Origin of the sequence: Glycomyces sp. YM15 (assembly GCF_016918015.1) — a bacterium.
Taxonomy (GTDB): domain Bacteria; phylum Actinomycetota; class Actinomycetes; order Mycobacteriales; family Micromonosporaceae; genus Glycomyces.
This window is the reverse complement of the sequence record NZ_JAERMK010000001.1, coordinates 526694-547943: the sequence shown is the minus strand read 5'-3', so window position 1 is coordinate 547943 and position 21250 is coordinate 526694. Positions and strand designations below refer to the sequence as shown.

General features: G+C 70.0%; 21 protein-coding genes. 10 read left to right on the top strand and 11 right to left on the bottom strand.

Annotated features, from left to right (window positions below; genetic code table 11):
• Window positions 1-135: 135 nt before the first annotated feature.
• Together JHY01_RS02555 and JHY01_RS02550 are read right to left on the bottom strand one after the other, a co-directional pair.
• Window positions 136-1380, bottom strand: a complete 1245-nt coding sequence (locus tag JHY01_RS02555; RefSeq protein WP_205324010.1) for a TIGR00300 family protein — start codon at window positions 1378-1380, stop codon at window positions 136-138.
• Between the two features lie 88 nt (window positions 1381-1468).
• Window positions 1469-2770, bottom strand: a complete 1302-nt coding sequence (locus tag JHY01_RS02550) for an MFS transporter (RefSeq protein WP_205324009.1) — start codon at window positions 2768-2770, stop codon at window positions 1469-1471.
• A 507-nt stretch (window positions 2771-3277) separates the two neighbouring features.
• On the opposite strand from JHY01_RS02550, the gene bioA reads away from it, so the two are divergent.
• From bioA to bioD, 3 genes are read left to right on the top strand one after another with little or no spacing between them, the layout of a single operon-like run.
• Window positions 3278-4600, top strand: coding sequence for an adenosylmethionine--8-amino-7-oxononanoate transaminase (gene bioA, locus JHY01_RS02545; protein ID WP_205324008.1), 1323 nt, complete (start codon window positions 3278-3280; stop codon window positions 4598-4600).
• Window positions 4597-5742 carry an aminotransferase class I/II-fold pyridoxal phosphate-dependent enzyme gene (locus tag JHY01_RS02540; protein WP_205324007.1) on the top strand — a complete coding sequence of 382 codons (1146 nt, stop codon included), beginning with the start codon at window positions 4597-4599 and terminating at the stop codon, window positions 5740-5742. The genes bioA and JHY01_RS02540 overlap by 4 nt, the downstream gene beginning before the upstream one ends.
• Complete coding sequence (gene bioD, locus JHY01_RS02535; protein WP_205324006.1) at window positions 5739-6413, top strand: dethiobiotin synthase; 675 nt, start codon at window positions 5739-5741, stop codon at window positions 6411-6413. Before JHY01_RS02540 ends, bioD begins: the two co-directional genes overlap by 4 nt.
• Window positions 6414-6593: 180 nt before the next feature.
• On the opposite strand, the gene JHY01_RS02530 is transcribed toward bioD, so the two are convergent.
• Together JHY01_RS02530 and JHY01_RS27570 are read right to left on the bottom strand one after the other, a co-directional pair.
• A complete protein-coding gene (locus JHY01_RS02530) occupies window positions 6594-7118 on the bottom strand; it encodes an NUDIX domain-containing protein (protein ID WP_205324005.1) in 525 nt (174 codons plus the stop codon).
• Window positions 7119-7175: 57 nt separating this feature from the next.
• Complete coding sequence (locus JHY01_RS27570) at window positions 7176-8297, bottom strand: cytochrome P450 (RefSeq protein ID WP_205324004.1); 1122 nt, start codon at window positions 8295-8297, stop codon at window positions 7176-7178.
• A 153-nt stretch (window positions 8298-8450) separates the two neighbouring features.
• Between JHY01_RS27570 and JHY01_RS02520 the strand changes: the two genes are divergently transcribed.
• Entirely contained in the window at window positions 8451-9806 is a 1356-nt protein-coding gene (locus JHY01_RS02520; protein ID WP_205324003.1) for an NAD(P)/FAD-dependent oxidoreductase, read from the top strand.
• Window positions 9803-10435 carry a hypothetical protein gene (locus tag JHY01_RS02515; RefSeq protein ID WP_205324002.1) on the top strand — a complete coding sequence of 211 codons (633 nt, stop codon included), beginning with the start codon at window positions 9803-9805 and terminating at the stop codon, window positions 10433-10435. The genes JHY01_RS02520 and JHY01_RS02515 overlap by 4 nt, the downstream gene beginning before the upstream one ends.
• A 38-nt stretch (window positions 10436-10473) precedes the next feature.
• Here JHY01_RS02515 and JHY01_RS02510 read toward each other — a convergent pair whose 3' ends face one another.
• A complete protein-coding gene (locus tag JHY01_RS02510) occupies window positions 10474-10989 on the bottom strand; it encodes a DUF308 domain-containing protein (RefSeq protein ID WP_205324001.1) in 516 nt (171 codons plus the stop codon).
• Entirely contained in the window at window positions 10982-11752 is a 771-nt protein-coding gene (locus JHY01_RS02505; protein ID WP_205324000.1) for a carboxylesterase, read from the bottom strand. The genes JHY01_RS02510 and JHY01_RS02505 overlap by 8 nt, the downstream gene beginning before the upstream one ends.
• Before the next feature lie 225 nt (window positions 11753-11977).
• Between JHY01_RS02505 and JHY01_RS02500 the strand changes: the two genes are divergently transcribed.
• Complete coding sequence (locus JHY01_RS02500) at window positions 11978-12655, top strand: 1-acyl-sn-glycerol-3-phosphate acyltransferase (protein ID WP_205323999.1); 678 nt, start codon at window positions 11978-11980, stop codon at window positions 12653-12655.
• A 173-nt stretch (window positions 12656-12828) separates the two neighbouring features.
• On the opposite strand, the gene JHY01_RS02495 is transcribed toward JHY01_RS02500, so the two are convergent.
• Complete coding sequence (locus tag JHY01_RS02495; protein WP_030158415.1) at window positions 12829-13518, bottom strand: Crp/Fnr family transcriptional regulator; 690 nt, start codon at window positions 13516-13518, stop codon at window positions 12829-12831.
• 328 nt (window positions 13519-13846) lie between these two features.
• Here JHY01_RS02495 and JHY01_RS02490 point away from each other — a divergent pair, with 328 nt between their 5' ends.
• On the top strand, window positions 13847-14401 hold the full coding sequence (locus tag JHY01_RS02490; RefSeq protein WP_205323998.1) for a polyadenylate-specific 3'-exoribonuclease AS: 555 nt from the start codon (window positions 13847-13849) through the stop codon (window positions 14399-14401).
• Between the two features lie 109 nt (window positions 14402-14510).
• Complete coding sequence (locus JHY01_RS02485) at window positions 14511-15536, top strand: 6-phosphofructokinase (RefSeq protein WP_205323997.1); 1026 nt, start codon at window positions 14511-14513, stop codon at window positions 15534-15536.
• A gap of 508 nt (window positions 15537-16044) precedes the next feature.
• Here the strand turns inward: JHY01_RS02485 and JHY01_RS02480 are convergent.
• Complete coding sequence (locus JHY01_RS02480; RefSeq protein WP_205323996.1) at window positions 16045-16449, bottom strand: hypothetical protein; 405 nt, start codon at window positions 16447-16449, stop codon at window positions 16045-16047.
• A gap of 214 nt (window positions 16450-16663) precedes the next feature.
• Between JHY01_RS02480 and JHY01_RS02475 the strand changes: the two genes are divergently transcribed.
• The gene (locus JHY01_RS02475) at window positions 16664-17425 is read left to right on the top strand and encodes a hypothetical protein (RefSeq protein WP_205323995.1); all 762 of its coding nucleotides are present in this window, start codon (window positions 16664-16666) and stop codon (window positions 17423-17425) included.
• Window positions 17426-17430: 5 nt separating this feature from the next.
• On the opposite strand, the gene JHY01_RS02470 is transcribed toward JHY01_RS02475, so the two are convergent.
• The 3 genes from JHY01_RS02470 to JHY01_RS02460 all read right to left on the bottom strand — a co-directional run bounded on the left by JHY01_RS02470 (window position 17431) and on the right by JHY01_RS02460 (window position 19694).
• Window positions 17431-18036, bottom strand: coding sequence for a hypothetical protein (locus tag JHY01_RS02470; RefSeq protein ID WP_205323994.1), 606 nt, complete (start codon window positions 18034-18036; stop codon window positions 17431-17433).
• Between the two features lie 189 nt (window positions 18037-18225).
• Entirely contained in the window at window positions 18226-19074 is an 849-nt protein-coding gene (locus tag JHY01_RS02465; protein WP_205323993.1) for a bifunctional 5,10-methylenetetrahydrofolate dehydrogenase/5,10-methenyltetrahydrofolate cyclohydrolase, read from the bottom strand.
• Window positions 19071-19694 (bottom strand): cyclodeaminase/cyclohydrolase family protein, encoded by a 624-nt coding sequence (locus tag JHY01_RS02460; protein ID WP_205323992.1) that lies wholly within the window; start codon window positions 19692-19694, stop codon window positions 19071-19073. Before JHY01_RS02460 ends, JHY01_RS02465 begins: the two co-directional genes overlap by 4 nt.
• Before the next feature lie 158 nt (window positions 19695-19852).
• On the opposite strand from JHY01_RS02460, the gene JHY01_RS02455 reads away from it, so the two are divergent.
• Window positions 19853-21235: a class II 3-deoxy-7-phosphoheptulonate synthase gene (locus JHY01_RS02455; RefSeq protein ID WP_307814169.1), complete on the top strand. Its 1383-nt coding sequence runs from the start codon at window positions 19853-19855 to the stop codon at window positions 21233-21235.
• Window positions 21236-21250: the final 15 nt, after the last annotated feature.

Genomic DNA, 21250 nt, shown 5'->3' with positions numbered 1-21250 from the left:
TTGGTCGCCCAAATATAAACGTCTATCAATGTGATGTCAATCTCGGCATGCGAAAGGGCGGTCGACCCAGTCGACCGCCCCGCGCAACTGCCGGTGCCATATCACCTGTCTATGGCGTTTGGCGCGACCGAACCGCTAGTCGCGCTTGTAGCCGACCACGAGCTCGCCCGCGAGCTGCTCGCAGAACAGGCCGATGTCGGTGATCACGCCGATGGCCTGCGCCGATCCCCGGTCGGCGAGCTTCGTCACGGTCGCGGGGTTGATGTCCACGCTCACGAGCGGCACCTTCGCGGGCAGGAGGTTGCCGGTCGCGATCGAGTGCAGCATCGTCGCGACCATGATCGCGAAGCCCACCCCCGGCAGCGCGGCGCGCATGGCGCGCTGGCCTTCGATGACGTCGGTGTGCACGTCGGGCAGCGGGCCGTCGTCGCGTACGGAGCCGACGAGCACGAACTCCTTCTTGTTCTTGACCAGTGCGTGCATGATGCCGCCCTTGAGGACGCCCTGCTCGACGGCCTCGGCGATCGACCCGCAGGTGCGGATCTTGTTGATGGCCCGGATGTGGTGCTCGTGGCCGTGCGGGACGCCGTGCCCCTTGTCGAGGTCCACGCCCAGCGAGGTGCCGAACAGGTTCGCCTCGATGTCATGCGCGGCAAGGGCGTTCCCCGCGAAGACGACGTCGGCGTAGCCCTCGTTGATGAGCGCTTCGAGGGCCTTCCCGGCCCCGGTGTGGACGATGGCGGGGCCGCCGACCCACAGGATCTTCTCGCCGCGGGCCTTGACCTCGCGCATCCGCTCGGCGATCTGGCGCACCTGCAGCGCTTGGGGCCGTTCGGAGGAGACGCCGCCGCTCATGAACTCGAAGTTCGAGGACTCGGGGCTCGTGCGCTCGGGCTCGGGCAACGGGAGGACCTTCACGCCCTCGCCGCCGCAGACGACCAGTTGGCCCTCCTTGACGTCGGAGACGGGGAGGGTCCAGGCGCGGGAGCGATCCTCGGCGACGATGATGCCGCAGTCCATTTCGGAGTTCTCGACGTCCATCCAGTTGCCGTTGAGACGGATCTGGGTGTCGAAGTTGGTGGTGGAGTAGAAGTCCTCGGGGAAGACGCCGTCGCGTGGGGCGGGTTTGAGCGCGGCGATGCCGGGGTCGAGCGGGTTCGCGCCGTGCGTCTGGAGGCGCATGACGATGCGTTCGACCAGCTCGAGCGTCTCGGCGGAGACGGTGAGCTGGACGTAGGACTCGTCGGTGTGGTGGCGGCCCACGTCGAAGCGGTCGATCGTGTAGGCCCCCGAGTATTCGAGGACGTCGTCCATGACTCGGGCGAAGATGCCCTGGTCGATGAGGTGTCCGCGCAGCTCGACGGTCTTTGCGTGTTCCACGTTTGGTGCTCCTGTTGCTTCCCGGCCTCGACTGTGCCGAGACGAGCGTAGCTCTCGGCGCGGGGGAGCGGCGGCTGGCTCCTCGGGGTCAGACCGCGGCGGGGGGCGGCGCGGCCGCGGCCTTGGCGGCCTCGATCTCCTCGGGCGCGGGCCAGTTCCGGGTGACCAGGTACTGGATCAGGAAGCCGCAGAGGCCCCAGGCGCCCACCACGTACGGCAGGGTCGCGCCGAACTCGACGATGAGGCCGATCCCGGCGATGGCGATGCCCTGGCTCAGCTGCAGCCCGGAGTTGGCGGCGGACACCACGCGGCCGCGCCAGCCGTCGGGGATGCAGTGGGCGAGGGTCGCGTTCATCGGGGCCATGATCATGTTCGCGACGCCCGCGCCCATCGCGATGAGGAGCACCCCGGCGAGCGGCGGGTCGAGCAGTGCAGTCGTCAGGACCGCGGGGCCGATGAAGGCGAGCGGCCGGATGAGCTTGTCGCGCGTCGAGGGCCGTACGAACCGCGTGAACAGGAGGGTCGCGATGACGGCTGCGGCCGCGTCGACCGCCATGATGAGGCCCTGCGTCCTCGAGTCCGCGTGGAGGTGCACCGACCACAGCACCGCGACGCCCTCGGGGACGGCGGTGAGCGCGAACAGGCCCCAGATTCCGATCGAGACGGTGCGCAGGACCTTGTTGTCGCGCAGCATCCGCAGGCCGTCGGCGGTCTCGACGAGCACGTGGCGGCGCTCTTCGCGCTTGTTGGCCGGCGGCCGGTACTGCACGAGCAGCGAGATCGCGATCGCGCTGATCACGAAGAGCCCGGCGTTGATCGCCAGGGCGACGTGCGGGTCGAGCGCCGCGAGCAGGCCTCCGGCGAGGTAGCCGATGATCTGGGCGGTCGCGGCGGCGCTGAAGGTGAGCGCGATCGCGACCGACAGGGCGTCGCCGGTGAGGATCTGGGCGAGGGTCGCGACGCGGGCGGCGTTGTAGGCGGGCTGGACGGCGGCGACGGCGAAGACGATCGCGATCATCGCCGCGATCGGGAGGCCGGGAATGAGCAGCAGCGCGATGAGGCCCGCGCGCAAGAGGTCGCACACGATCATGACGTTGCGATACGAATAGCGGTCCACAATGGCCCCGAGGATCTGGGCGAGGCCGAGATAGGGCGCGAAGCTGATCGCGAACGAGGCGGCGGCGAGCGCCGAGGACTCGGTCTGCTGCCAGACGAGGAAGGTGACGGCGACCCGGTTGAGCATCGCGCCGGCGTTCGAGATGCAGAAGGCGAGAAGGAACGCGGCCGCTTCGCGGTCGCCGAAGACCTGGGAAAACGTCGGCCTGCGGTCGGATTCCGCCGCGTCGTCTGCTTGTCCGGCCGGAGCCGGCGGGGGGTTCTGGTTCGACACAGGGCCTTCCTCGTTCTCGGCTCCGCGAGCGTCGGCCTCGGGCGCCGGTCTGCACCGTTGCAGCTGGCCGCCACGGGGTCGTGATGCGGCGTCGCCGTCCGCGTCGGACACGGATGGGGCCGTGTCGGCGCAGGGATTCCCGAGCCTCCGCACTGAAGTGCAGTGGCACCTGAAGGGCGGTAAGTGACAATCCTCCGCGATTGCCGCAAGTGTCACCAGTCTGCCCGTGGCGCATGGGGTTGTCAAGCGTCCCACTGTGTTCAAAGTGCAATAACCCGGACGGAGCAGGTGGGTCCGTTATGACCGCCCAAAACTACGCCTGCCGCCTCAAGAGGACGGCGGCGGCCTCGGTTCGATAACGGTGAAGTCAAGAGGATCGCACGGTGTCGATAACGCAAGGCTCACAGGCCGCGCCGAGAGGGAAACGATTGTGCGCCCCTGCCTCGCCGAAACACCCCGGAGGTATCCTCCAATACGTCTTGTAGGAACCATCTAAGGAGTCGAGCGATGACCGCCAGCGCCGAATGGACCGCCCGGGACGCGTCGACCGTGTGGCACCCCTTCACACAGCACGCCCAATGGACCGGCGACCGGCCCGTCGTCGTCGACCGCGCCGAAGGCCCCTGGCTCATCGACGTCGACGGCCGCCGCTACCTCGACGGCGTCTCCTCACTCTGGACCACCACCCTCGGTCACGGAAACCCCGACATCAACGCCGCCATCACCGCCCAGCTCGCCAAGCTCGACCACTCCACGTTCCTCGGCACCACCCACACCCCCGGCATCGAACTCTCCGAAGCGCTCGTCGAGCTGGCGCCGAAGGGTGACGGGCCGCCGCTGACCAAGGTCTTCTACGCGGGCGACGGCTCCTCGGCCGTCGAAGCCGCACTCAAGATCGCCTACCAGTACTCGACCCAGACCGGCCGCTCCCGACCCAAATTCGTGCGGCTCGAGCACGCCTACCACGGCGACACCCTCGGCGCCGTCGCCGTCGGCGGCCACGACCTCTTCCACGAGGCCTACAAACCCCTGCTGCTGAAGACGATCGGCGTCTCCTCGCCCGGCGACCGCGCCCTCGGCCCCGACCGCAACGCGAAGGCGATCGCCGACCTGCGCGCCGTCATGCGCGACGAGGGCGAACAGGTCTGCGCGATCATCCTGGAACCGATGATCCAAGGCGCCGCCGGCATGCTCGACTACGACGCGGCGTTCCTGCGCGCCGCCCGCGAACTCGCCGACGCCCACGGCGCGTTGCTCATCTTCGACGAGGTCGCGACCGGCTTCGGCCGCACGGGGAAGATGTGGGCCGCTGAGCACGCAGGCGTCGTCCCCGACCTCCTCACCTGCGGCAAAGGCATCACCGGCGGGTACCTGCCGCTCTCGGCGGTACTCGCCGCCGAACACGTCTACGAGGCGTTCCTGACCCGGCCCGGCGACACGACGCCGCGCACGTTCTTCCACGGCCACACCTACACCGCGAACCCGCTGTGCTGCGCCGCCGCACTCGCGAACCTGCGGGTGATGGGGGAGCAGGACGTGATCGGCCGGGCCGCCGCGCTCGGGGACCGGCTCGCGAAGCTGCTGGAACCGGTCGGCTCCAACGCGGGCGTGCTCGAGATCCGGCAGCTGGGGACGATGATCGGCGTCGAAGTGGCCCCGGTCGGCGCACGCACCGGCTTCGCGGTCTGCCAGGCCGCGCGCGAGCGGGGCGTGTGGCTGCGCCCGCTGGGCGACACCGTGGTGCTGATGCCGCCGCTGACCCTCGGCGAAGCCGAGACGGATCTGCTCGTGAACGCCCTCGCCGAAGCGATCGACGAGGTCCTCGCATGAACGACGCGGCGCTCTCCGGCGCCACCGACCTGTGGAACCGCTTGGGCCGCAAAGCGGACCTCCGCGCGAAAGCCGGGTTGACCCGCACCGTCCGGACCCGCGCCGACGCGATCGACCTGGCCGGCAACGACTACCTCGGGCTCTCCCGCCACCCCGCCGTCCTGAGCGCCGCGGCCGCCGCGCTCGCCGAACACGGCCTCGGCGCGGGAGGCTCGCGCCTCGTACGCGGCACCACCGGCGTCCACGAAGCCTTCGAAGCCGACTTCGCCCGCCATACCGGCACCGAGACCGCCGTCCTCTACTCCTCGGGATACCTCGCGAACCTCGGGGCCGTGACCGCGCTGGCCGGACCAGTCCTGCTCGACGCCCACGCCCACGCGTCGCTCCACGACGCCGCCCGCCTCGCGGGGGGACGCTCGGACACCTTCGCGCACAACGATCTCGACGATCTCGAACGCCAACTGCGGACGCTGCGGCCTGCACTCGTGGCGGTCGAATCGGTCTACTCGGTCCTCGGCGACGCCGCGCCGCTTCGTGAACTCCACGCCCTCACCAGTGCGCACGGGGCGATCCTGCTCGTCGACGAGGCCCACGGGATCGGCACGGTCGGCCCGCAAGGCGCGGGCGGGGTCGCGGCCGCCGGACTCGCCGGCGATCCCGGCGTGGTCGTCACGGCCACGCTCTCGAAGGCTTTGGGTGCGGCTGGCGGCGCAGTGGCCGGTCCGGCCGCGCTGCGGCGCCACCTGCACGACACGGGTCGCACGTTCATCTTCGACACCGCGCCGCCGCCCGCGGTCATCGCCGGTGCCGGTGCTGCGCTGGCGATCGCTCGCGAATCCGACAGCGCCCGAACCGAACTGGCCCGTAGGGCGGCCCTCGCGGCCGAGATGCTCGATGCGCCGACCCCGGCCGCCGGGGTGCTGTCGCCGCCTGCGGGGGACGCGAAAGCGGCCACCGGCTGGGCCGAGCGGTGCGCCGCCGAAGGGGTCGCGGTCGGCTGCTTCCGGCCGCCGTCGACGCCGGACCACCGGTCGCGCTTGAGGGTCACGATCAATACAGGGATCGCCGCAGCGGACTTCGACCGGGCGATCGCGGTGGTGCGGACGGCGAGGCAGGGGCCGGCCGTTACGTTATGCGGATGATCGCCTTCGAAGGACCGGTCCTCGTCACCGGCACCGACACCGGGGTCGGCAAGACCGTCGCCACCGCAGCGCTCGCCGCCTTCCTCATGCGGCAGGGCCGCAGCGTCGAGGTAATCAAGCTCGCCCAGACCGGCGATGACGACGACGCCGCCGAGGTCACCCGCCTCTCCGGCGCACCGGCCCGCGCCCTCGCCGCCTACCCCGATCCGCTGGCGCCCTTCACCGCCGCGCGCCGCAGCGGCCTGCCGCTGCTCGACCTCCACGAGGTCGCGGAGACCATCCTCGAAGCGAAGTCCGAGGTGGTCCTGCTCGAAGGCGCCGGCGGCCTGCTCGTCCAGCTCGGGGAGGGCGGCTGGACCGCCCGCGATCTCGCCGTGGAGCTCGGCTGCCCGGCGGTCGTCGTCGCCCGCGCCGGGCTGGGGACGCTCAACCACACGGCCTTGACCCTCGAAGCCCTGTCGCGGCATGGCATCGACGCCGCAGTCCTCATCGGATCGTGGCCGCTCGAACCCGGCCTGGCCGAATACGAGAACCTCAAAGACCTCCCGGGCCGCCGTCTCGGCTGGATCCCCGCCGGCGCCGCCGAACTCGCCCCTGAGGTCTTCCGCCTCAGCGCCGCCGAATGGTTCGACCTGGAAGGGGACCTGAGCCGCTTCGGCCAGAACGGCTGACGCACCGGCAGGGACTCGTTCGCCTACTCTGCCGGTTCGCGTTGCACGCCGGGTGATTCGTCACGACCACTCCGACCCCGCCCCGCCCGGTACCCGAATCGTCACAAGAGCGACACTCGCGACCACGGGGCTTGTCGTGGCCCAGTACATTGTCAGCGAATCGGCCCATGCGGTGCCGAATCAGCGCGATGCGGGCGCCTCTACCCCCGGCGCCCGCATCGCGCTATCCGCAGCACCTCCGACCGGGAACGCCGTCTCGAAGCGGTCCGCCGCAAACGCCAGGAAGCGGTCCATGCCGAACCCGATGTCGGCCTCGCCGACCGGACGGAACTCGCAGCGCATCCGCAAGCCGTCGTCCTCGTCGTGGCTGACCACCTGGTGGTCCCAGGCGTCCCGCGTCTCCACGGTCCGCAGCCAGCAATAGCTCGTCACCTGGTGACCGTGCTCGTACATCGGCCCGCGAAAGAGATTGTTGCCCAAGACTTCGCCGAACGCCGGCGCCTCGACCCCTGTCTCCTCACGTGCTTCGCGCACTGCGGCCTCGCCGATCGTCTCGTGAGGCAGAGCCCCGCCGCCAGGAATTTGCACACCCGCTTCAGGGGCATCGCGGTGGAGTATCACCAGGACCTCGATCTCGGAACGTTTGGGAAGACGCCTCAGGACATATGCGGCGGCACGTTGACGGAAGTCCAGGAATTCACGCATCCGGACAGCCTCCCAAGGAACGCGAAGGGCGACAATCCGATATCACCCACCGAGATGTCAGCGCCGCGCCACCACCAACGGGCTCGGCATCCGGAACGACAAGTTCGGCTCGCTCACCGGAGCCGCGACCACCTCGAGCCGGGGGAGCAGCGGCGCGAACTCCGCCACCACCACCTCGGCCTCCATCCGCGACAACTGGCTCCCCAGGCAGCGGTGCGCCCCCGCCCCGAACGCCAAGTGCCGCCGCGAACCCCGCTGACCCGGCACCATCCTCATCGGACATTCAGCCACATTCTCGTCGGTGCCCGCGGCGCCCAGCCACACCAGCACCGACTCGCCCGCCCGCACTTCGACACCGCCGAGCTCCGTGTCCCGCCTCGCGACCCGCCGCCACGACGTGATCGGCGGCAGCAGCCGCAGGCCTTCCTCCACGATCAGGGCCGGCGGCGACTCCAGCAGCTCAGGCTCCTCGATCAGCCGGTGCAGCAGCAGCGTCAGAAACTGCGACGTCGTCTCCTGGCCCGCGACCAGCAGGAAGAACAGGGCCGCCGTCGCCGCGTCCTCGCCGTACTCGTCCAACAGCTCCCGCGTCGCACCGGTAGCGCTCGAAGTCCAACCACGCAGCAGCGCATGGAAAGGCCCCACCACCCCGGCCAGCTCGCGCTGGCGTTCGGCGGAAGGCTCGCCCCAGAACAGCTCCAGTGCGGCCCGGCTGAACCGTTTGACCTCCATGGCCGCCTCGACCTCCAGGCCGAGCAGCCGCGCCAGCGCGGCGAGCGGGATCTCCGACGACACCGCCGCGTCGACGTCCACGGTCTCGCCCGCCCGCAGCCGCCAGGCGACCCGCGCCGCGGTCCGGCGGGCGAGGCCCGTCAGCCAGGGGCGCAGCGCCTCCACGTTCGCGGGAGCGAAGACCGTCCCGAAGGCCTCGCGGATCCGCTCGTGCGAATCGGTGTCGTTGTTCGCGAGCGTCGCCGGCAGCCGGAACCGGTGCCGCGTCAGCTCCCGCAGGGCGTCAGTGGGGATCGGGGTGATCGCGTCGAGCGCGTTCGCGGCCGAGAACCGCTCGCGGTCGGCCAGCACCTGCCTGGCGAGACGGTGCGAGGACACCACCACCTGGCCGTCGCGGCGCAGGACCGGGGCGTCGGGGCGGGGATGTTTCCACAGCTCGAAGAGCACGCGCGCAGCCTACCTCCCCCGAAAGTACGAGTCCCGTTCACGGTAATCTGCTCTCAGTCTTTCGGCGCCCCGCACCGCGACCCGCCCCGGCGGGCACCCCGCGGGACCGCCGTCCGGCACCTGACTGCATGCCCACCGTAAGGAGCCAGTCCTTTGCAGGAGTACTCCTCCCAGGCCGCCTACGACCGCGGCGAGGCCGTCTGCGTGATCGGCGCCGGAGCGTCCGGCCTCATCGCTGTCAAGAACCTCCGCGAGAACGGCTTCGAAGTGGACTGCTACGAGCGCGACACCGTGCTCGGCGGCCTCTGGAACCCCCAGAACCAGCACAGCCCGCTCTACCCCAACACCCACCTGGTCACCTCCCGGTCCCAGACCGAGATCCCCGACTTCCCGATGCCCGACGACTGGCCGGACTACCCGTCCGCGACTCAGATGCTCGAGTACCTGACCTCGTACGCGAAGCATTTCGGCCTCTCCGAGCACATCTGGTACGGCTCCGAGATCTCCCACCTCGAACCCGTCGAAGGCGCCCGCTTCGAGGTCGTCGTCAAGCCCGCCGCCGGGGCCGCCGCCCGCCGCCTGCGCTACGGCGCGGTCATCATCGCGACCGGCCACCACTGGGCCCCGAACCTGCCCTCCTACCCGGGCCTGGACGAATTCCGCGGCACCGTGATGCACTCCTCGCAGCTCAAGGACCCGTCTCGCCTGCGAGGCAAGCACGTCCTCGTCGTCGGCGGCGGCAACTCCGGCGTCGACATCGCCTGCGAGGCCGCCGTGAACGCCGCCAGTTGCGTCCACTCCGTGCGCCGCGGCGCCTGGCACCTGCCCAAGTACCTCGGCGGCGAACCCTCCGACTACGCGCTCGCGCGCCTCGCCTCCCGGCCGAAGTTCCTTCGGCGCTTCCTCGCCGACCGAATCCTCAAGGGCCCCAAGCTACTCGCTGAGCGCATGGGCATCGAGACGCCCGGCCACGGCCCCGGAAGCGAAGAGCCCGTGCGCAACGGCCGCTACCTCGAGCACGTCGGCGACGGCTCCATCAAGCGCCGCGGCGAGGTCGCCCGCTTCGACGGATACGACGTCGCGTTCGCCGACGGCACCGAGATCCGGCCCGACCTCGTCGTCCTCGCCACCGGGTACCAGCCGAAGATCGCTTGCGTCGCACCAGAACTGCTCGGCGGCACCCCCGATCAGCCCGCCCCGCAGCTGTTCGCGCGCATGTTCTCCCCGAAGGCGCAGACCCTGGCCGTCGCCGGGCTCGTCGAACCCGGCGTCGGCGTGCTGCCGATCGTCCACTGGCAGACCCACGCGATCGCGCGCTGGCTCCAGGTCCGCAAGAGCGACCCCGAACGCGCCGAGAGCTTCAAACTGCAGGTCAACGCCGAATCCAGCCACAACGCGGCGGGCGCGGCCGACGATTCCCCGCGCCGCAGGCTCGTCGTGGACGCCGAGGAGTACCTGGCCAGCCTGGGCCGCATCATCGACACCCTCGAACAGGAGCCCGCCAAATGAGCCTCACCGCCTGGATCCGGCGCGCCCGCACCCCCGAGCCGGTCCCGGTCCGGCGCGAGATCGCCGTCTTCGAGCCCGCCGACCTCTTCGACATCGAGATCAAGGACAACCCCGAGACGAACCCGGTGCTGTGCTGCACCAGCGATGCAGCCGGGGCGGCCGCGTTCAACGCCTTGTGGCTCAAGCGGATCGCGTCCTCGGGCCGGTACGCGGCGGCCGTGAGCGTGCGCGGGCAGGGCGGCACGCCCGCCGCCGTAGGCGGGGCGGAGGCCCGCGCCCACGACGTGGTGCAGGCCGCGGTCACCGTGCCCCGCCAGACAGTCCTCATCGGGCACCGCGAGGGCGCGGCCTGGGCGGCGCTGGCGGCCGGACGCTACCCGGCGGCGGGGCTGGTGCTCGTGTCGCCGCAGCGCTTCCCGAAACAGTTGCCGAAGCCGGTGGGCGAGCCGCCGGTGCTGCTGGTGGTGAGCGAATCCGAGACGCAGTCGAAGGAAGTCCAGGCGGTCGCCGACGAGTACGGCATCACCCCGCTGACGTTCGCGGGCGCCCCCGACGACGTGTTCAAGGGCGCCGCGGCCGAAGGCCTCCTCGACGCGATCCTGTCCTGGCTCGACGCGCAGCAGCGGTGATTCCCGGCGCACGCCGAAAGCACTGAGCGGACCGTGCCTCAGACGACCGCGCCGTCATCGGTGTCGCCCGGTTCCTTGTCGGGGCGCAGGCGGCTGATGAGCAGCCACACGCCGATCAGGAACCCCACGAACCCGACCAGGCGACCCGGACTCGTCCCCAGCGGCGCGATGCCCGGATTCACCAGCAGCGCGATGCCGCCGATGATGAGCAGCACCCCGCCGACCGCCGGCAGGCTCGGCCACGGCACGGGCGGCGGTTCCGGAGGCTCGTAATCCTCCTCGTCGTCGTCCGGCAGCTCCGCGTCCCACAAGTCCAGCAGCGTCGGCTCGTCGTCCGAGCCCGAGGACACGACGGGAGGCGTCATCGGCACGGCCTCCGTCGGATGCTCCTCGGCGCCGAGCCCCTTCACGAGCCCGGTCTCCGTGTCCCCCAAGCCCTTGATGAGCTCGTTGAAACGCCGGTCGACATCCTCCGGACGCAGCTCCGGCGGCCCGTCGTTCTGCTCGCCGCTGTCGGGCTCGCCGTTGCCCTCCTGCTCACTGCGGTCAGTCATGGACACCTCGGGTCTTGACCAGCTGCCGGACCATGAACTCGACACTCCCGGAGAAGATCGTCTCGGCGTCGTAGTCGAGCGTCGCCACATGGAAACTGCGCGGCAGCACCGTCGACTCGACATCCTTCGAACGCACGCCCGCCCGGATCACCGCACTGTTGCGCGGACTCACCACATGGTCCTCCGCGCTGGTGAAGATCCGCAACGGCACCGTCACCCGAGCCAGCTCCGGCCGCGTGACCTGCCACAACCGCCGCAGCGACACATAGGCCGCCACCGGCGTCCGCGACGTCGTCTTCTCGCGCACATCCGGCTTGTTCACGTCAGAGCCGATCGACGGCACGCTCGGCATCACATACCGCAGCATCGGGGCCAGGAACCCCTGCGGCTTGCTGTCGAAGATCGCCGGATTCACCAGCACCAGCCCCGACAGGTCGCCGCCGCGCTGCTCCGCCAGCCGCAGACACAGCGACCCGCCCATCGACAGTCCGCCCGCGAACACCGGACGACCCAGGGCCATCGCCTCGTCCAGCGCCTCCTCGAGCCGCCGGTACCACTGCTGCCAGGTCGCCTTCGCCAGCACCTGCCACGTGTCGCCGTGGCCCGGAAGCAGCGGCGAGACCACGTTGAAGCCCTCGTCCCGCAGGTACTCGCCCCAGGGCCGCATGCTCGCCGGATCGGAGGTGAAGCCGTGGCACAGCACCATCGTGGCCTTGGCGTCGGCACCGAGGTCGAACGTGAACTCCTCGGAATCGTTCGTCACGTCGCCTCCCGGGTCGCTGAATGACGGGGCGCGGGCATCGCGAGGGGCTCGTGCACGGCCCACCGGTCGAACCGGCGGCCGGGCGGTCCCGTTTCGCGCCGCTTGCCCATTCTCGCACGCGTCCGCCGACCGCCGCCACCGCGCGGGAGCGCCCCGCCCCATCGGTACCGACCCCGGGAGCGCTCGACGTGGAGCGGATCGACCGGTACCGATACGCTTGAACGCGTGATCTACTGGGTGCTGAAGGCGACGCTGGGCTCGCTGCTGTGGGTCGTCTACCGGCCGCAGGTCGAAGGGCTCGAACACGTGCCCGAAGACGGCCCGGCGATCCTGGCCTCCAACCACCTCGCCGTCACCGACTCCTTCTTCATGCCCCTCGTCGTCAAACGCCGGGTCACGTTCATCGCGAAAGAGGAGTACTTCACCGGCACCGGCTTCAAAGGCTGGTTCATACGCACCTTCATGAACGCCGTCGGCGCCATCCCCGTCGACCGGGCGGGCGGCGACGCCGCCAGCGCCTCGCTCGACACCGGCAAACGCGTCCTCTCCGAAGGCCGCCTCTTCGGCATCTACCCCGAGGGCACGCGCTCGCCCGACGGCCGCCTGTACCGCGGCAAGACCGGCGTCGCACGCCTCGCGCTCCAGACCGGGTCACCCGTCGTCCCCGTCGCCATGCTCAACACCGGAGAACTGCAGCCGATCGGGCGGCGCATCCCGCGCATCGGCCGCGTCAAGATCAGGTTCGGGCCCTCGCTCGACTTCAACCGCTACCGCGACCTCGTGGGCGACCGCTTCATCGAACGCGCCGTCACCGACGAGGTCATGGACGCCCTCAGGGCGCTCTCGGGACAGGACTACGTCGACGAGTACGCCGCGAAGTTCAAGGGCAAGGGCAAGCATTAGGCGCAATGCCGTTCGGTTCGGGCGTGTTCGGAGTGCCGGATCAGGCGCTCACTTCGGCTCAGCCCCGGCGCGGTCTATTCGGCTCCGCCCGCGTGCCTTCCATTCGGCGCCGCCGCTGTGCTTCTATTCGGCTCCGCCCCTGTGCCTCTTATTCGGCTCCGCCCCTGTGCCTCTTATTCGGCTCCGCCGAAGCCTGCCCGCCGTCTGAGCGCCGGGAGGTCCACCACGACGATCTTGCGGCCCTCCGTGCGCAGCCAGCCACGGTTCGCGAAGATCCCGATCGCCTGGTTCACGCTCTGACGCGAACCCCCGGCCATCTCCGCCAACTGCGTCTGGTTCAACTCGATCGTCGTCATCGGCGACGAGTGCTGCTCCGCGAGCCGCACCAGCGTCTTCGCCACCCGTCCCGGCAGATCCAGGAACACGTGGTCGGAGGACTGCTCCGTCAACCGCCGCACGATCATGCCCATCGACCGCAGCACCGCGTCCAGCATCTTCGGGTTCCCGTGCACCAGCTCGAGGAACGACGACCGCGCCAGCGCCAGTGCCGACGTGTCCTCGAGCGCCTCGGCGCTGGCCGACCGGGGCGATCCGTCCAGCAGCGAGACCTCGCCGAGCACCTCGGGAGCCCGGGCGACGTGGAGCATCGCGCGCTCGCCGGTGGCGGCGGTCCGGAAGACGCTCACCGCCCCCGACCGGATCATGATGAGTGATTCGCCCGGCTCGCCTTCGAAGAACAGGAGGTGCCCACGCCGGTAGTGGCGTTGTACTGCCACCCCCGCGATCTGCCGCCGTGCCTGCGGGTCGAGGCCGGCGAACATGGCGACGCCTGCAAGCGGGTCTTCAGATGGGCTGACACCCATAGTTCTCCCCCTTCGGTGGGTCCCGGGTCCGCGGGCTCCCTCCGATGATCGCTGTCTTTTCCGTCGTTGTACAGAGCCCGGTGTCGGAAACTTCACTCTCCGTTGAGCCGTGTGTCCAGACGGCGCACTTGTCACTCGACCGAGTGTACGATCAACTCTACGTGCTTTCGCGTCGATTGTCCGGTATCACTTCGCCCGTGTGCGGGACGCGAGGTCAGATTCGGGCTGCCTGATCGTATGGCGTAGCGTCGACTCCAGTCCGGCGACATACGGGTGCGGCTCGAGAACGGCCGAAAAGACCGCCCGAGATCATACGAAAGGCCGATGCGTGGCGTACCGCTACTTCTACGACTGCGAGTTCATCGAGGACGGTCGCACGATCGAGCTGGTCTCGATCGCCGTCGTCGACGAGCAGGGGCGCGAGTACTACGCCGTGTCGACCGAGTTCGACCCGTCCCGCGCCATCGACTGGGTGCGCCGCAACGTCCTCGACAAGCTCCCGCCTCCGGCGAGCTCCCTGTGGAAGAACCGCGCCACGATCCGCGATGAGCTGTACGAGTTCCTGGTCGCGCCGGTGCGCCGCAAGTCCGGTTCGCACCCGGGGGAGCGCATCGAGCTGTGGGCCTGGATCGGCGCGTACGACCACGTCGTGCTCGCGCAGTTGTGGGGCACGATGCCGGAGCTGCCGCGGGCGCTGCCCCGCATGACCAAGGACCTGCGTCAGCGCTGGGAGGACCTCGGTCGTCCCGAACTGCCGACGACGCCCGACGCCGACATGCACGACGCCCTCACCGACGCGAAGCTGAACCTCGCCCGCTGGAAGGCCCTCGAGGCGTTCCGCGCCGAGCGCGCCGCGTACGGCCCGGCCGAATCCCACCACTAGGCCGACCTGCCGAACCCCTGGTCGCCGACCCGTGGTCTCGATATAGGCTGGGCGTGTTTCGGCAATGGGGCCGCCCAGTTAACAGTCCTCACTCCAGGGAGTAAGACACATGCGCATTGGCGTGCTCACCGGCGGCGGTGACTGCCCCGGTCTCAACGCGGTCATTCGTGCCGCGGTTCGTAAGGGCAGCAAGGAATTCGGCCACGAGTTCGTGGGCTTCCGCTACGGCTGGCGGGGTCCGATCGAGGGCATCACCCAGCCCCTGGACTGGGACTCGGTCGAGAACATCCTCGACCAGGGCGGCACGATCCTCCACTCCTCCCGCACCAACCCTTACAAGATCGAGGGCGGCGTCGAGGCCATCAAGAAGAACATGGCGGACCTGGGCGTCGACGCGCTCATCGCGATCGGCGGCGAGGACACCCTCGGTGTCGCCACGAAGCTGACCGCCGACGGCGTCAACTGCGTCGGCGTGCCGAAGACGATCGACAACGACCTTTCGGGCACCGACTACACCTTCGGCTTCGACACCGCGGTGAACATCGCGACCGAGGCCATCGACCGCCTGTGGACGACGGCCGACTCGCACGACCGCTGCATCGTCGTCGAGATCATGGGCCGCCACGCCGGCTGGATGACGCTCCACGCGGGCATCGCCGGCGGCGCGAACGTGACCCTCATTCCCGAGGTCGCCTTCGACATCGAGAAGGTCGCGAACTTCGTCAAGGAGCGCAAGGAGGCCGGCAAGGCCACCATCGTCGCCGTCTCCGAGGGCGCGCACGCCCAGGAGGGCATGGTCCTCAAGGACGGCGAGGTCGACGCGTTCGGCCACGTCAAGCTCGGCGGCGTCGGCGACTGGGTCGCCAAGGAGATCAAGGAGCGCGCGGAGATCGAGACCCGCGCGATCATCCTCGGCCACCTGCAGCGCGGCGGCACGCCGACCGCGTTCGACCGCGTGCTCGCCACCCGCCTGGGCCTCGAGGCCGCCGCGGCCGTGAACGAGGGCGACTTCGGCAAGATGATGGCGCTCCAGGGCACCAACGTCGTGCGCATCCCGATCAACGAGGGCACCGACGTCCTGAAGACCGTCCCCGTCGAGCGTTACGCCGACGCCGAGGTCTTCTTCGGCGTGTAGCCGACGGGCACGCCAATGGCGGTGTCGTCGGCTGGGTGAGGTCCCCCGGTTTCCACGGTAGTGGGGCAAACCTGAAGGGGAGCTGAAGCCGGACCGGCGATAACGCACTGTCAGAATTGCGCAACCACGGGCACGTCCGGTCGTTAGACCAGGCGTGCCCGTGGCTTTTCGAGAGACTGATCCCTCTGTGATGGTCGGCGAGATCCCGCATCTCGCCGATTTCACGTATCACAAGACCCTGCCGGACATCGACTTCGAGTCGATCCCGGTGCCGGGTCTCGACGCCGACTTCTACCGGCGCCCGGTCGGCGGCCGGACGATGAGCGTCGGCGTGTACCGCTTCGGCGGTGCCGAAACGCACCGGGCTTGGGGCTGGGTCGGCGAGGAGCACTGCTCTTGGCACGCCTACCGGAACCCTGTCACCGGCGGGTTCGACGGCCCCTTCCGCGGCTGCCCCGAGTTCCGACTGCTGCGCGAAGGCGGTCGGCTCTCCGGTTTCGCCCTCGGCTCAGGCGGCCTCGCCCGGCAGTTCCTGCTGCGACGCCGCTTCGACGGCGCGGGTCCGCTCCTGGCGGGTCACCCTGCGGGTATAGACGATCGCGGCGGTCGTGATCGCGAGGCCGAGGAACAGGCCGCCGCCCGCGAACAGTGCCGAGGCGCTCGGTGAGAACCCCAGGATCGCGACGGGCACCTGCACGAAGGCGATCAGGCCGACCAGCAGCCACTTGCTACGCCCCTTGCCCCAGAGCAGCGCCGTCCAAATCGGAGCCACTACGATGGCGAGGATCGCGATGTCGAGTGCCCAGTGCACCACCGGGTTCTGGACCCTGTCGTGCTGGAACGCCATCGCCGGGCTCGATGCCGAGACGATCATGGCGGCGACGGCCGCCACGAATGCGAGACGACGTGTCATACGCAACCTCCTCTGCGTAGGAAGCCTTAACGCTACGTCCGGTAGTCGCGCATGTCTGTCGGGTATCCGGCACTTGGAGTCATTTTCCGAGGCCACAGCCTTGGTCTCGGAGATCGGGTCCGCATCGGGACGCGACGCGGTACCCGTTGGGGGAGGACGGCCCTTGCCGCGTCGCCCTACAGTGCTCGTGAATCGACAGTGGGAGGAACCTGTGGTGGGTCAGGTCGGCCAGAGCGGCACCGAGTTGGCGGGCGCCGCGCTCAAGGCCGCCGGCGGTCTCGAACCGGCGGCCGAACGCGAGGCACGGTCGGCGCTCGCGGGCTGGCAGCAGTTCGCCCGCAAGTACCGGCTCGCGTTCCGCGCCGAACTCCAGCCCGAGGACTTGGGCGGCCAGACCGCCGAGGTCCTGGATTCCCTTGGGCGCCTGGGCATTCCGGTCGCGCGAGCGCGGGGCTGGCTGCACGGGGTGTGGGAGGGACGGCAGAGCTTCGGGTTCAGCGCGCTCGACGCGACCGCCGCGGGCTCGATCTATCAGTTGCGGTGCAACGCGGTACGGCTGCGGCGCATCGGGCCCGACGTGGTGCAGCACCGGCTGCTCGACGGCGATTCCTCCATGGCCGGGAACTGGCACCGGCACCGGGCGCGCTACGAGCCGGTCGTGCTGCCGGACCCGCCGCGCCCGCCGTCGCGGCAGCGCGGCCGCATCGGGCGGTTCACCGCCGATGCGCTGGACCGGTTCTTCCGGCCCGTGCCGCGGCGGCTGCACACGGACGACCCGGCGTACGCGGCAGCCGTGGCCGCCGCGGCGGAGGGGGCGGGCCTGGACCTGTTCCGCTGGTCGTGGGCCGCGAAGGACGGTTGGCTCGCGGTGTGGAAGAGCGACGGCACCGGCGCCGACACCCATCACCAGCGCGCCCGCTTCATGGATTTCGCCCCGGCCCTGGCCGACTGCCTCGATGCGGCGGCGCTCGGCTGACGCCGCTACTCCCGGTTCCAGAGGACGACGGTGACCTCGGCTTCGGCCGCTTCGCCGACCCATTCGAGTGCGGTGAACGAGACTCCGGCGAGCGCGCCTGACGTGGTGATCAGGCATCCATGCCCGGTCGGCGGGTAGTCGGGGTCGACCTCCTGCTCGAACGATTCGTCGCCGGTGGTCGCGGCGGCGCAGTCACCGGGTTCGAGGCCTTCGCCGAGCGCTGCGGTTCCTGAGGCGCTGAGGGGGCTGTACACGAAGCCGGTCTGCCAGGCACCGCACGAGTACCAGATGAGGTCGGCCCATTCGGAGGCCGCGCTGTCGCCGTGGACCGCTTCGCTCGCGCCCTGGTCGTCGAGGTCGATGTGCCGGTCCCAGCAGTCGTGCCCTTGGAAGGTCGCCGGAAGCCGGATGGTGTAGGTGTCGCTCTGCTGCCAGGTGCCGTCCGCCTTGCCGGTCGCGGAGTCGGATGCCGTCGGAATGGATCCGCTCTGCGAGGAGGCGGGGTCGTTCGAGACGCCGTACCACCAGATCGCGAGGGTGGCGATGACACCCGCGACCGCGGCCAGGGCGCTCACGGCGGCCCAGAGGTTCCTCGAGGGGATCTCGCTCATGGTCGGAGCATAGCGATGACCTGTCGCCTCTCGGGTACGCCGAGTGACCGGGCGAGTACCGGAGTTTCCGGGCAATTCCCAAGAACTTCCCCGATCGAGACCGGGTGTTGTCGTGTATCCGACAGTTCGATGGGTGATGAAAAGGCCGGCCGCCCCAGGGCGGCCGGCCTTTCGACGTCTCGGCGACGGTCAGCCGTGGGTCTTCGTCAGTTCAGCGGCGATGACCGTGTGCCGCAGCAGGAGCGCGGTCGTGACCGGGCCGACGCCGCGCGGCACCGGGGTCAGTCTTCCGGCGATCGGGGCGACCGACGCGTAGTCGACGTCGCCGACGAGCCCGCCGTCCGCGGTCGGGTTGGTGCCCACGTCGATCACCGTGGCGCCCGGCTTCACGAAGTCCGCATTGATCATTCCGGCGCGGCCCACTGCCGCGACCAGCACATCGGCCTCGCGGCAGACCGCGGCCAGGTCCTTGGTACGGGAGTGGCACACCGTCACCGTCGCCGACTCGTTCAGCAGCAGCAGCGCCGCGGGCTTGCCGACCACCGTGGACCGACCGACCACGACCGCCTTCGCGCCCTCAAGGACCAGATCCTCGCGCTTGAGCAGCTCCAGCACCGCCGCGGCCGTCGCCGGGGCGAACGTGCGGAGTCCGGCGGCCAAGCGGCCCAGGCTCTCCGAGTTCGCGCCGTCCACATCCTTGTACGGGCTGATGTACCCGCCCACCTGCGAGAGCGTCACGCCCTCCGGCAGCGGCGTCTGGCAGATGACGCCGTGCACCGCGGGATCCGCGGAGAGCGCCTGCAGCTTCGCGATGATCTCGTCCTTGCCGGGGTCTTTGAGGTGCTCGACCCTGCAGTCGATGCCCTCCTTCTCCGCGGCCTTCCGGATCGAGCGCACGTACCAGGCCGTGCCCTCGTCGTCCGTGGGCACCACGACCGCCAGGGTCGGCACGATGCCCTCCTCGCGCAGCCGCGCCGCGTCGGCGGCGACCTCCGCGCGCAGTGCCGCCGCCACCGCGCGCCCGTCGATGTCACTCATGCCCGAATCCTCTTCGCCACGATCTGCATGATCGCCTCAGCCTGCACCTTCGCCTGGAGCGCCTCGTTGAGCGTGCTCGCGAGCCGTTCCCGCTCGGCGGGGTCCTTGATCGCGACCACGTTGATGTCCACGTTCAGCGCCGCCGACTCCAGCGCCGACTTCGCCGCCGACGCCGCCACGGCCACATCCGAGACCACGTTCGGGTTCGAACCCTCCAGGATCCGCCCCGACAGCTTGATCACCTCGGCCGACACCCGCGCCACCGCGAGCGGCACCGCCGCGGCCTCGACCAGGCCCGCCTGGATCGCCGCGGTCCGCGCCGCCTTCTCCTCGTCCGAGGACTTCGGCAGCTTGTAGGCGGCGACGACGCCCGAGAACGCCTCCGCGTCGTCCTCGGCGAGCTGCAGCGCCTCCAGCCGCAGACGCTCGGCCTCGGCCAGGGCCTCCCGCATCACCGCCTCGTGTTCGGCGAACTTCGGCTTCCCGATGGTCAGGTTGCACACCATGGACACCAGGGCGGCGGCCATGGCCGCGCTCATCCCCGCCGCCGCGCCGCCGCCGGGCGCCGGAAGCTCCGAAGCGAGGTCGGTCAGCCAGTCTTCTATAGTCGTCTTGCGCACCCGGCCAGCCTAGACGCGGCCCCAAAGGTGGGATGTCTTCGCCGGTCCCGGTGTGTCGCGCCGCCCGCCCCGCGAGCGCGAGGACGCACCCGAGTTCACTCAATGAGACACGCAAATCAGCGTGGTCCCCCCGCCCCGCCGCCACGTACCATTACCGCGTGAACCGCCAATGGCATGATCTGCGAAACCCTGGCCTCGTCCCCGTCGTCGCCGACGCGGAGGAAGCCGAGCGCTATCAGCTCGACGCCTGGCGGAACCTGCCCCGTGAGCAGGTTCCCCCCTGGAACGACTACGCCGAGGTCGAAGACGTCGCCGGTGTGCTCGCCGGGGTCCCGCCGATCGTCGCCCCCTACGAGGTCGAGCACCTCCGCGAGCTCCTCGCCGAGGTCTGCGAAGGCCGCGCCTTCCTCATGCAGGGCGGCGACTGCGCCGAGACGTTCATCGACAACACCGAGCACCACGTGCTCGCGAACATGCGCACGCTCCTGCAGATGGCGGTCGTGCTCACCTACGGCGCCTCGCTGCCGGTGGTCAAGGTCGGCCGCGTCGCCGGCCAGTACTCCAAGCCGCGCTCGGCCGCGCTCGACTCGCTCGGCCTGCCCGTCTACCGCGGCGACATGTTCAACTCGCTCGAAGCGACCGAAGAGGCCCGCGTCTGCGACCCGCAGCGGATGATCCGCGCCTACGCGAACTCCGCCGCGACCATGAACATGCTCCGCGCCTACCTGCGCGGCGGCCTCGCCGACCTCATGGCCGTGCACGACTGGAACAAGGACTTCGTCCGCACCTCCCCGGCCGGCGAGCGCTACGAGGCCATCGGCCGCGAGATCGACCGCGCCGTCCGCTTCATGGCCGCCTGCGGCGTCGAGGACGAGAACCTCCACACCGCCGAGGTCTTCGCCTCCCACGAGATGCTCGCCATCGAGTACGACCGGGCGCTCACCCGCATCTTCAACGGCAAGGCCTACGCCCTGTCCGGCCACATGCTCTGGAACGGCGAGCGCACCCGCCAACTCAATGGCGCCCACATCGACTTCCTCTCCCGCGTCGCGAACCCGGTCGGCTGCAAGATCGGCCCGACAGCAACGCCCGAAGGCGTCGTCGAGATGTGCCAGAAGCTCAACCCGGAGAACGTCCCCGGGAAGCTCGTCATCATCACCCGCATGGGCCACAAGAACGTCCGCACCGTGCTGCCCCCGATCGTCGAGAAGGTCCAGGCCGCCGGGTGCAAGGTCGTGTGGCAGTGCGACCCGATGCACGGCAACACCTACGAGTCCGCCTCGGGCTACAAGACCCGCGCGTTCGACCAGGTCGTCGACGAGGTCCTCGGCTTCTTCGAGGTGCACCGCCAGACCGGCACCCACCCGGGCGGCATCCACATCGAACTCACCGGGGAGGACGTCACCGAATGCGTCGGCGGCGCCCAGGAGATCCGCGACGACCAGCTCTCCGACCGCTACGAGACCGCCTGCGACCCGCGCCTGAACACGCAGCAGTCGCTCGAACTCGCGTTCCTCGTCGCGGAGATGCTCCGCCACTAGCGTTGTCCTGCAAGC

Coding starts and splice junctions, on each gene's coding strand:
- bioA (WP_205324008.1), top strand. CDS start 3,278: ATGACCGCCAGCGCCGAATGGACCGCCCGGGACGCGTCGACCGTGTGG.
- JHY01_RS02540 (WP_205324007.1), top strand. CDS start 4,597: ATGAACGACGCGGCGCTCTCCGGCGCCACCGACCTGTGGAACCGCTTG.
- bioD (WP_205324006.1), top strand. CDS start 5,739: ATGATCGCCTTCGAAGGACCGGTCCTCGTCACCGGCACCGACACCGGG.
- JHY01_RS02530 (WP_205324005.1), bottom strand. CDS start 7,118: ATGCGTGAATTCCTGGACTTCCGTCAACGTGCCGCCGCATATGTCCTG.
- JHY01_RS02515 (WP_205324002.1), top strand. CDS start 9,803: ATGAGCCTCACCGCCTGGATCCGGCGCGCCCGCACCCCCGAGCCGGTC.
- JHY01_RS02510 (WP_205324001.1), bottom strand. CDS start 10,989: ATGACTGACCGCAGTGAGCAGGAGGGCAACGGCGAGCCCGACAGCGGC.
- JHY01_RS02495 (WP_030158415.1), bottom strand. CDS start 13,518: ATGGGTGTCAGCCCATCTGAAGACCCGCTTGCAGGCGTCGCCATGTTC.
- JHY01_RS02485 (WP_205323997.1), top strand. CDS start 14,511: ATGCGCATTGGCGTGCTCACCGGCGGCGGTGACTGCCCCGGTCTCAAC.
- JHY01_RS02480 (WP_205323996.1), bottom strand. CDS start 16,449: ATGACACGTCGTCTCGCATTCGTGGCGGCCGTCGCCGCCATGATCGTC.
- JHY01_RS02470 (WP_205323994.1), bottom strand. CDS start 18,036: ATGAGCGAGATCCCCTCGAGGAACCTCTGGGCCGCCGTGAGCGCCCTG.
- JHY01_RS02465 (WP_205323993.1), bottom strand. CDS start 19,074: ATGAGTGACATCGACGGGCGCGCGGTGGCGGCGGCACTGCGCGCGGAG.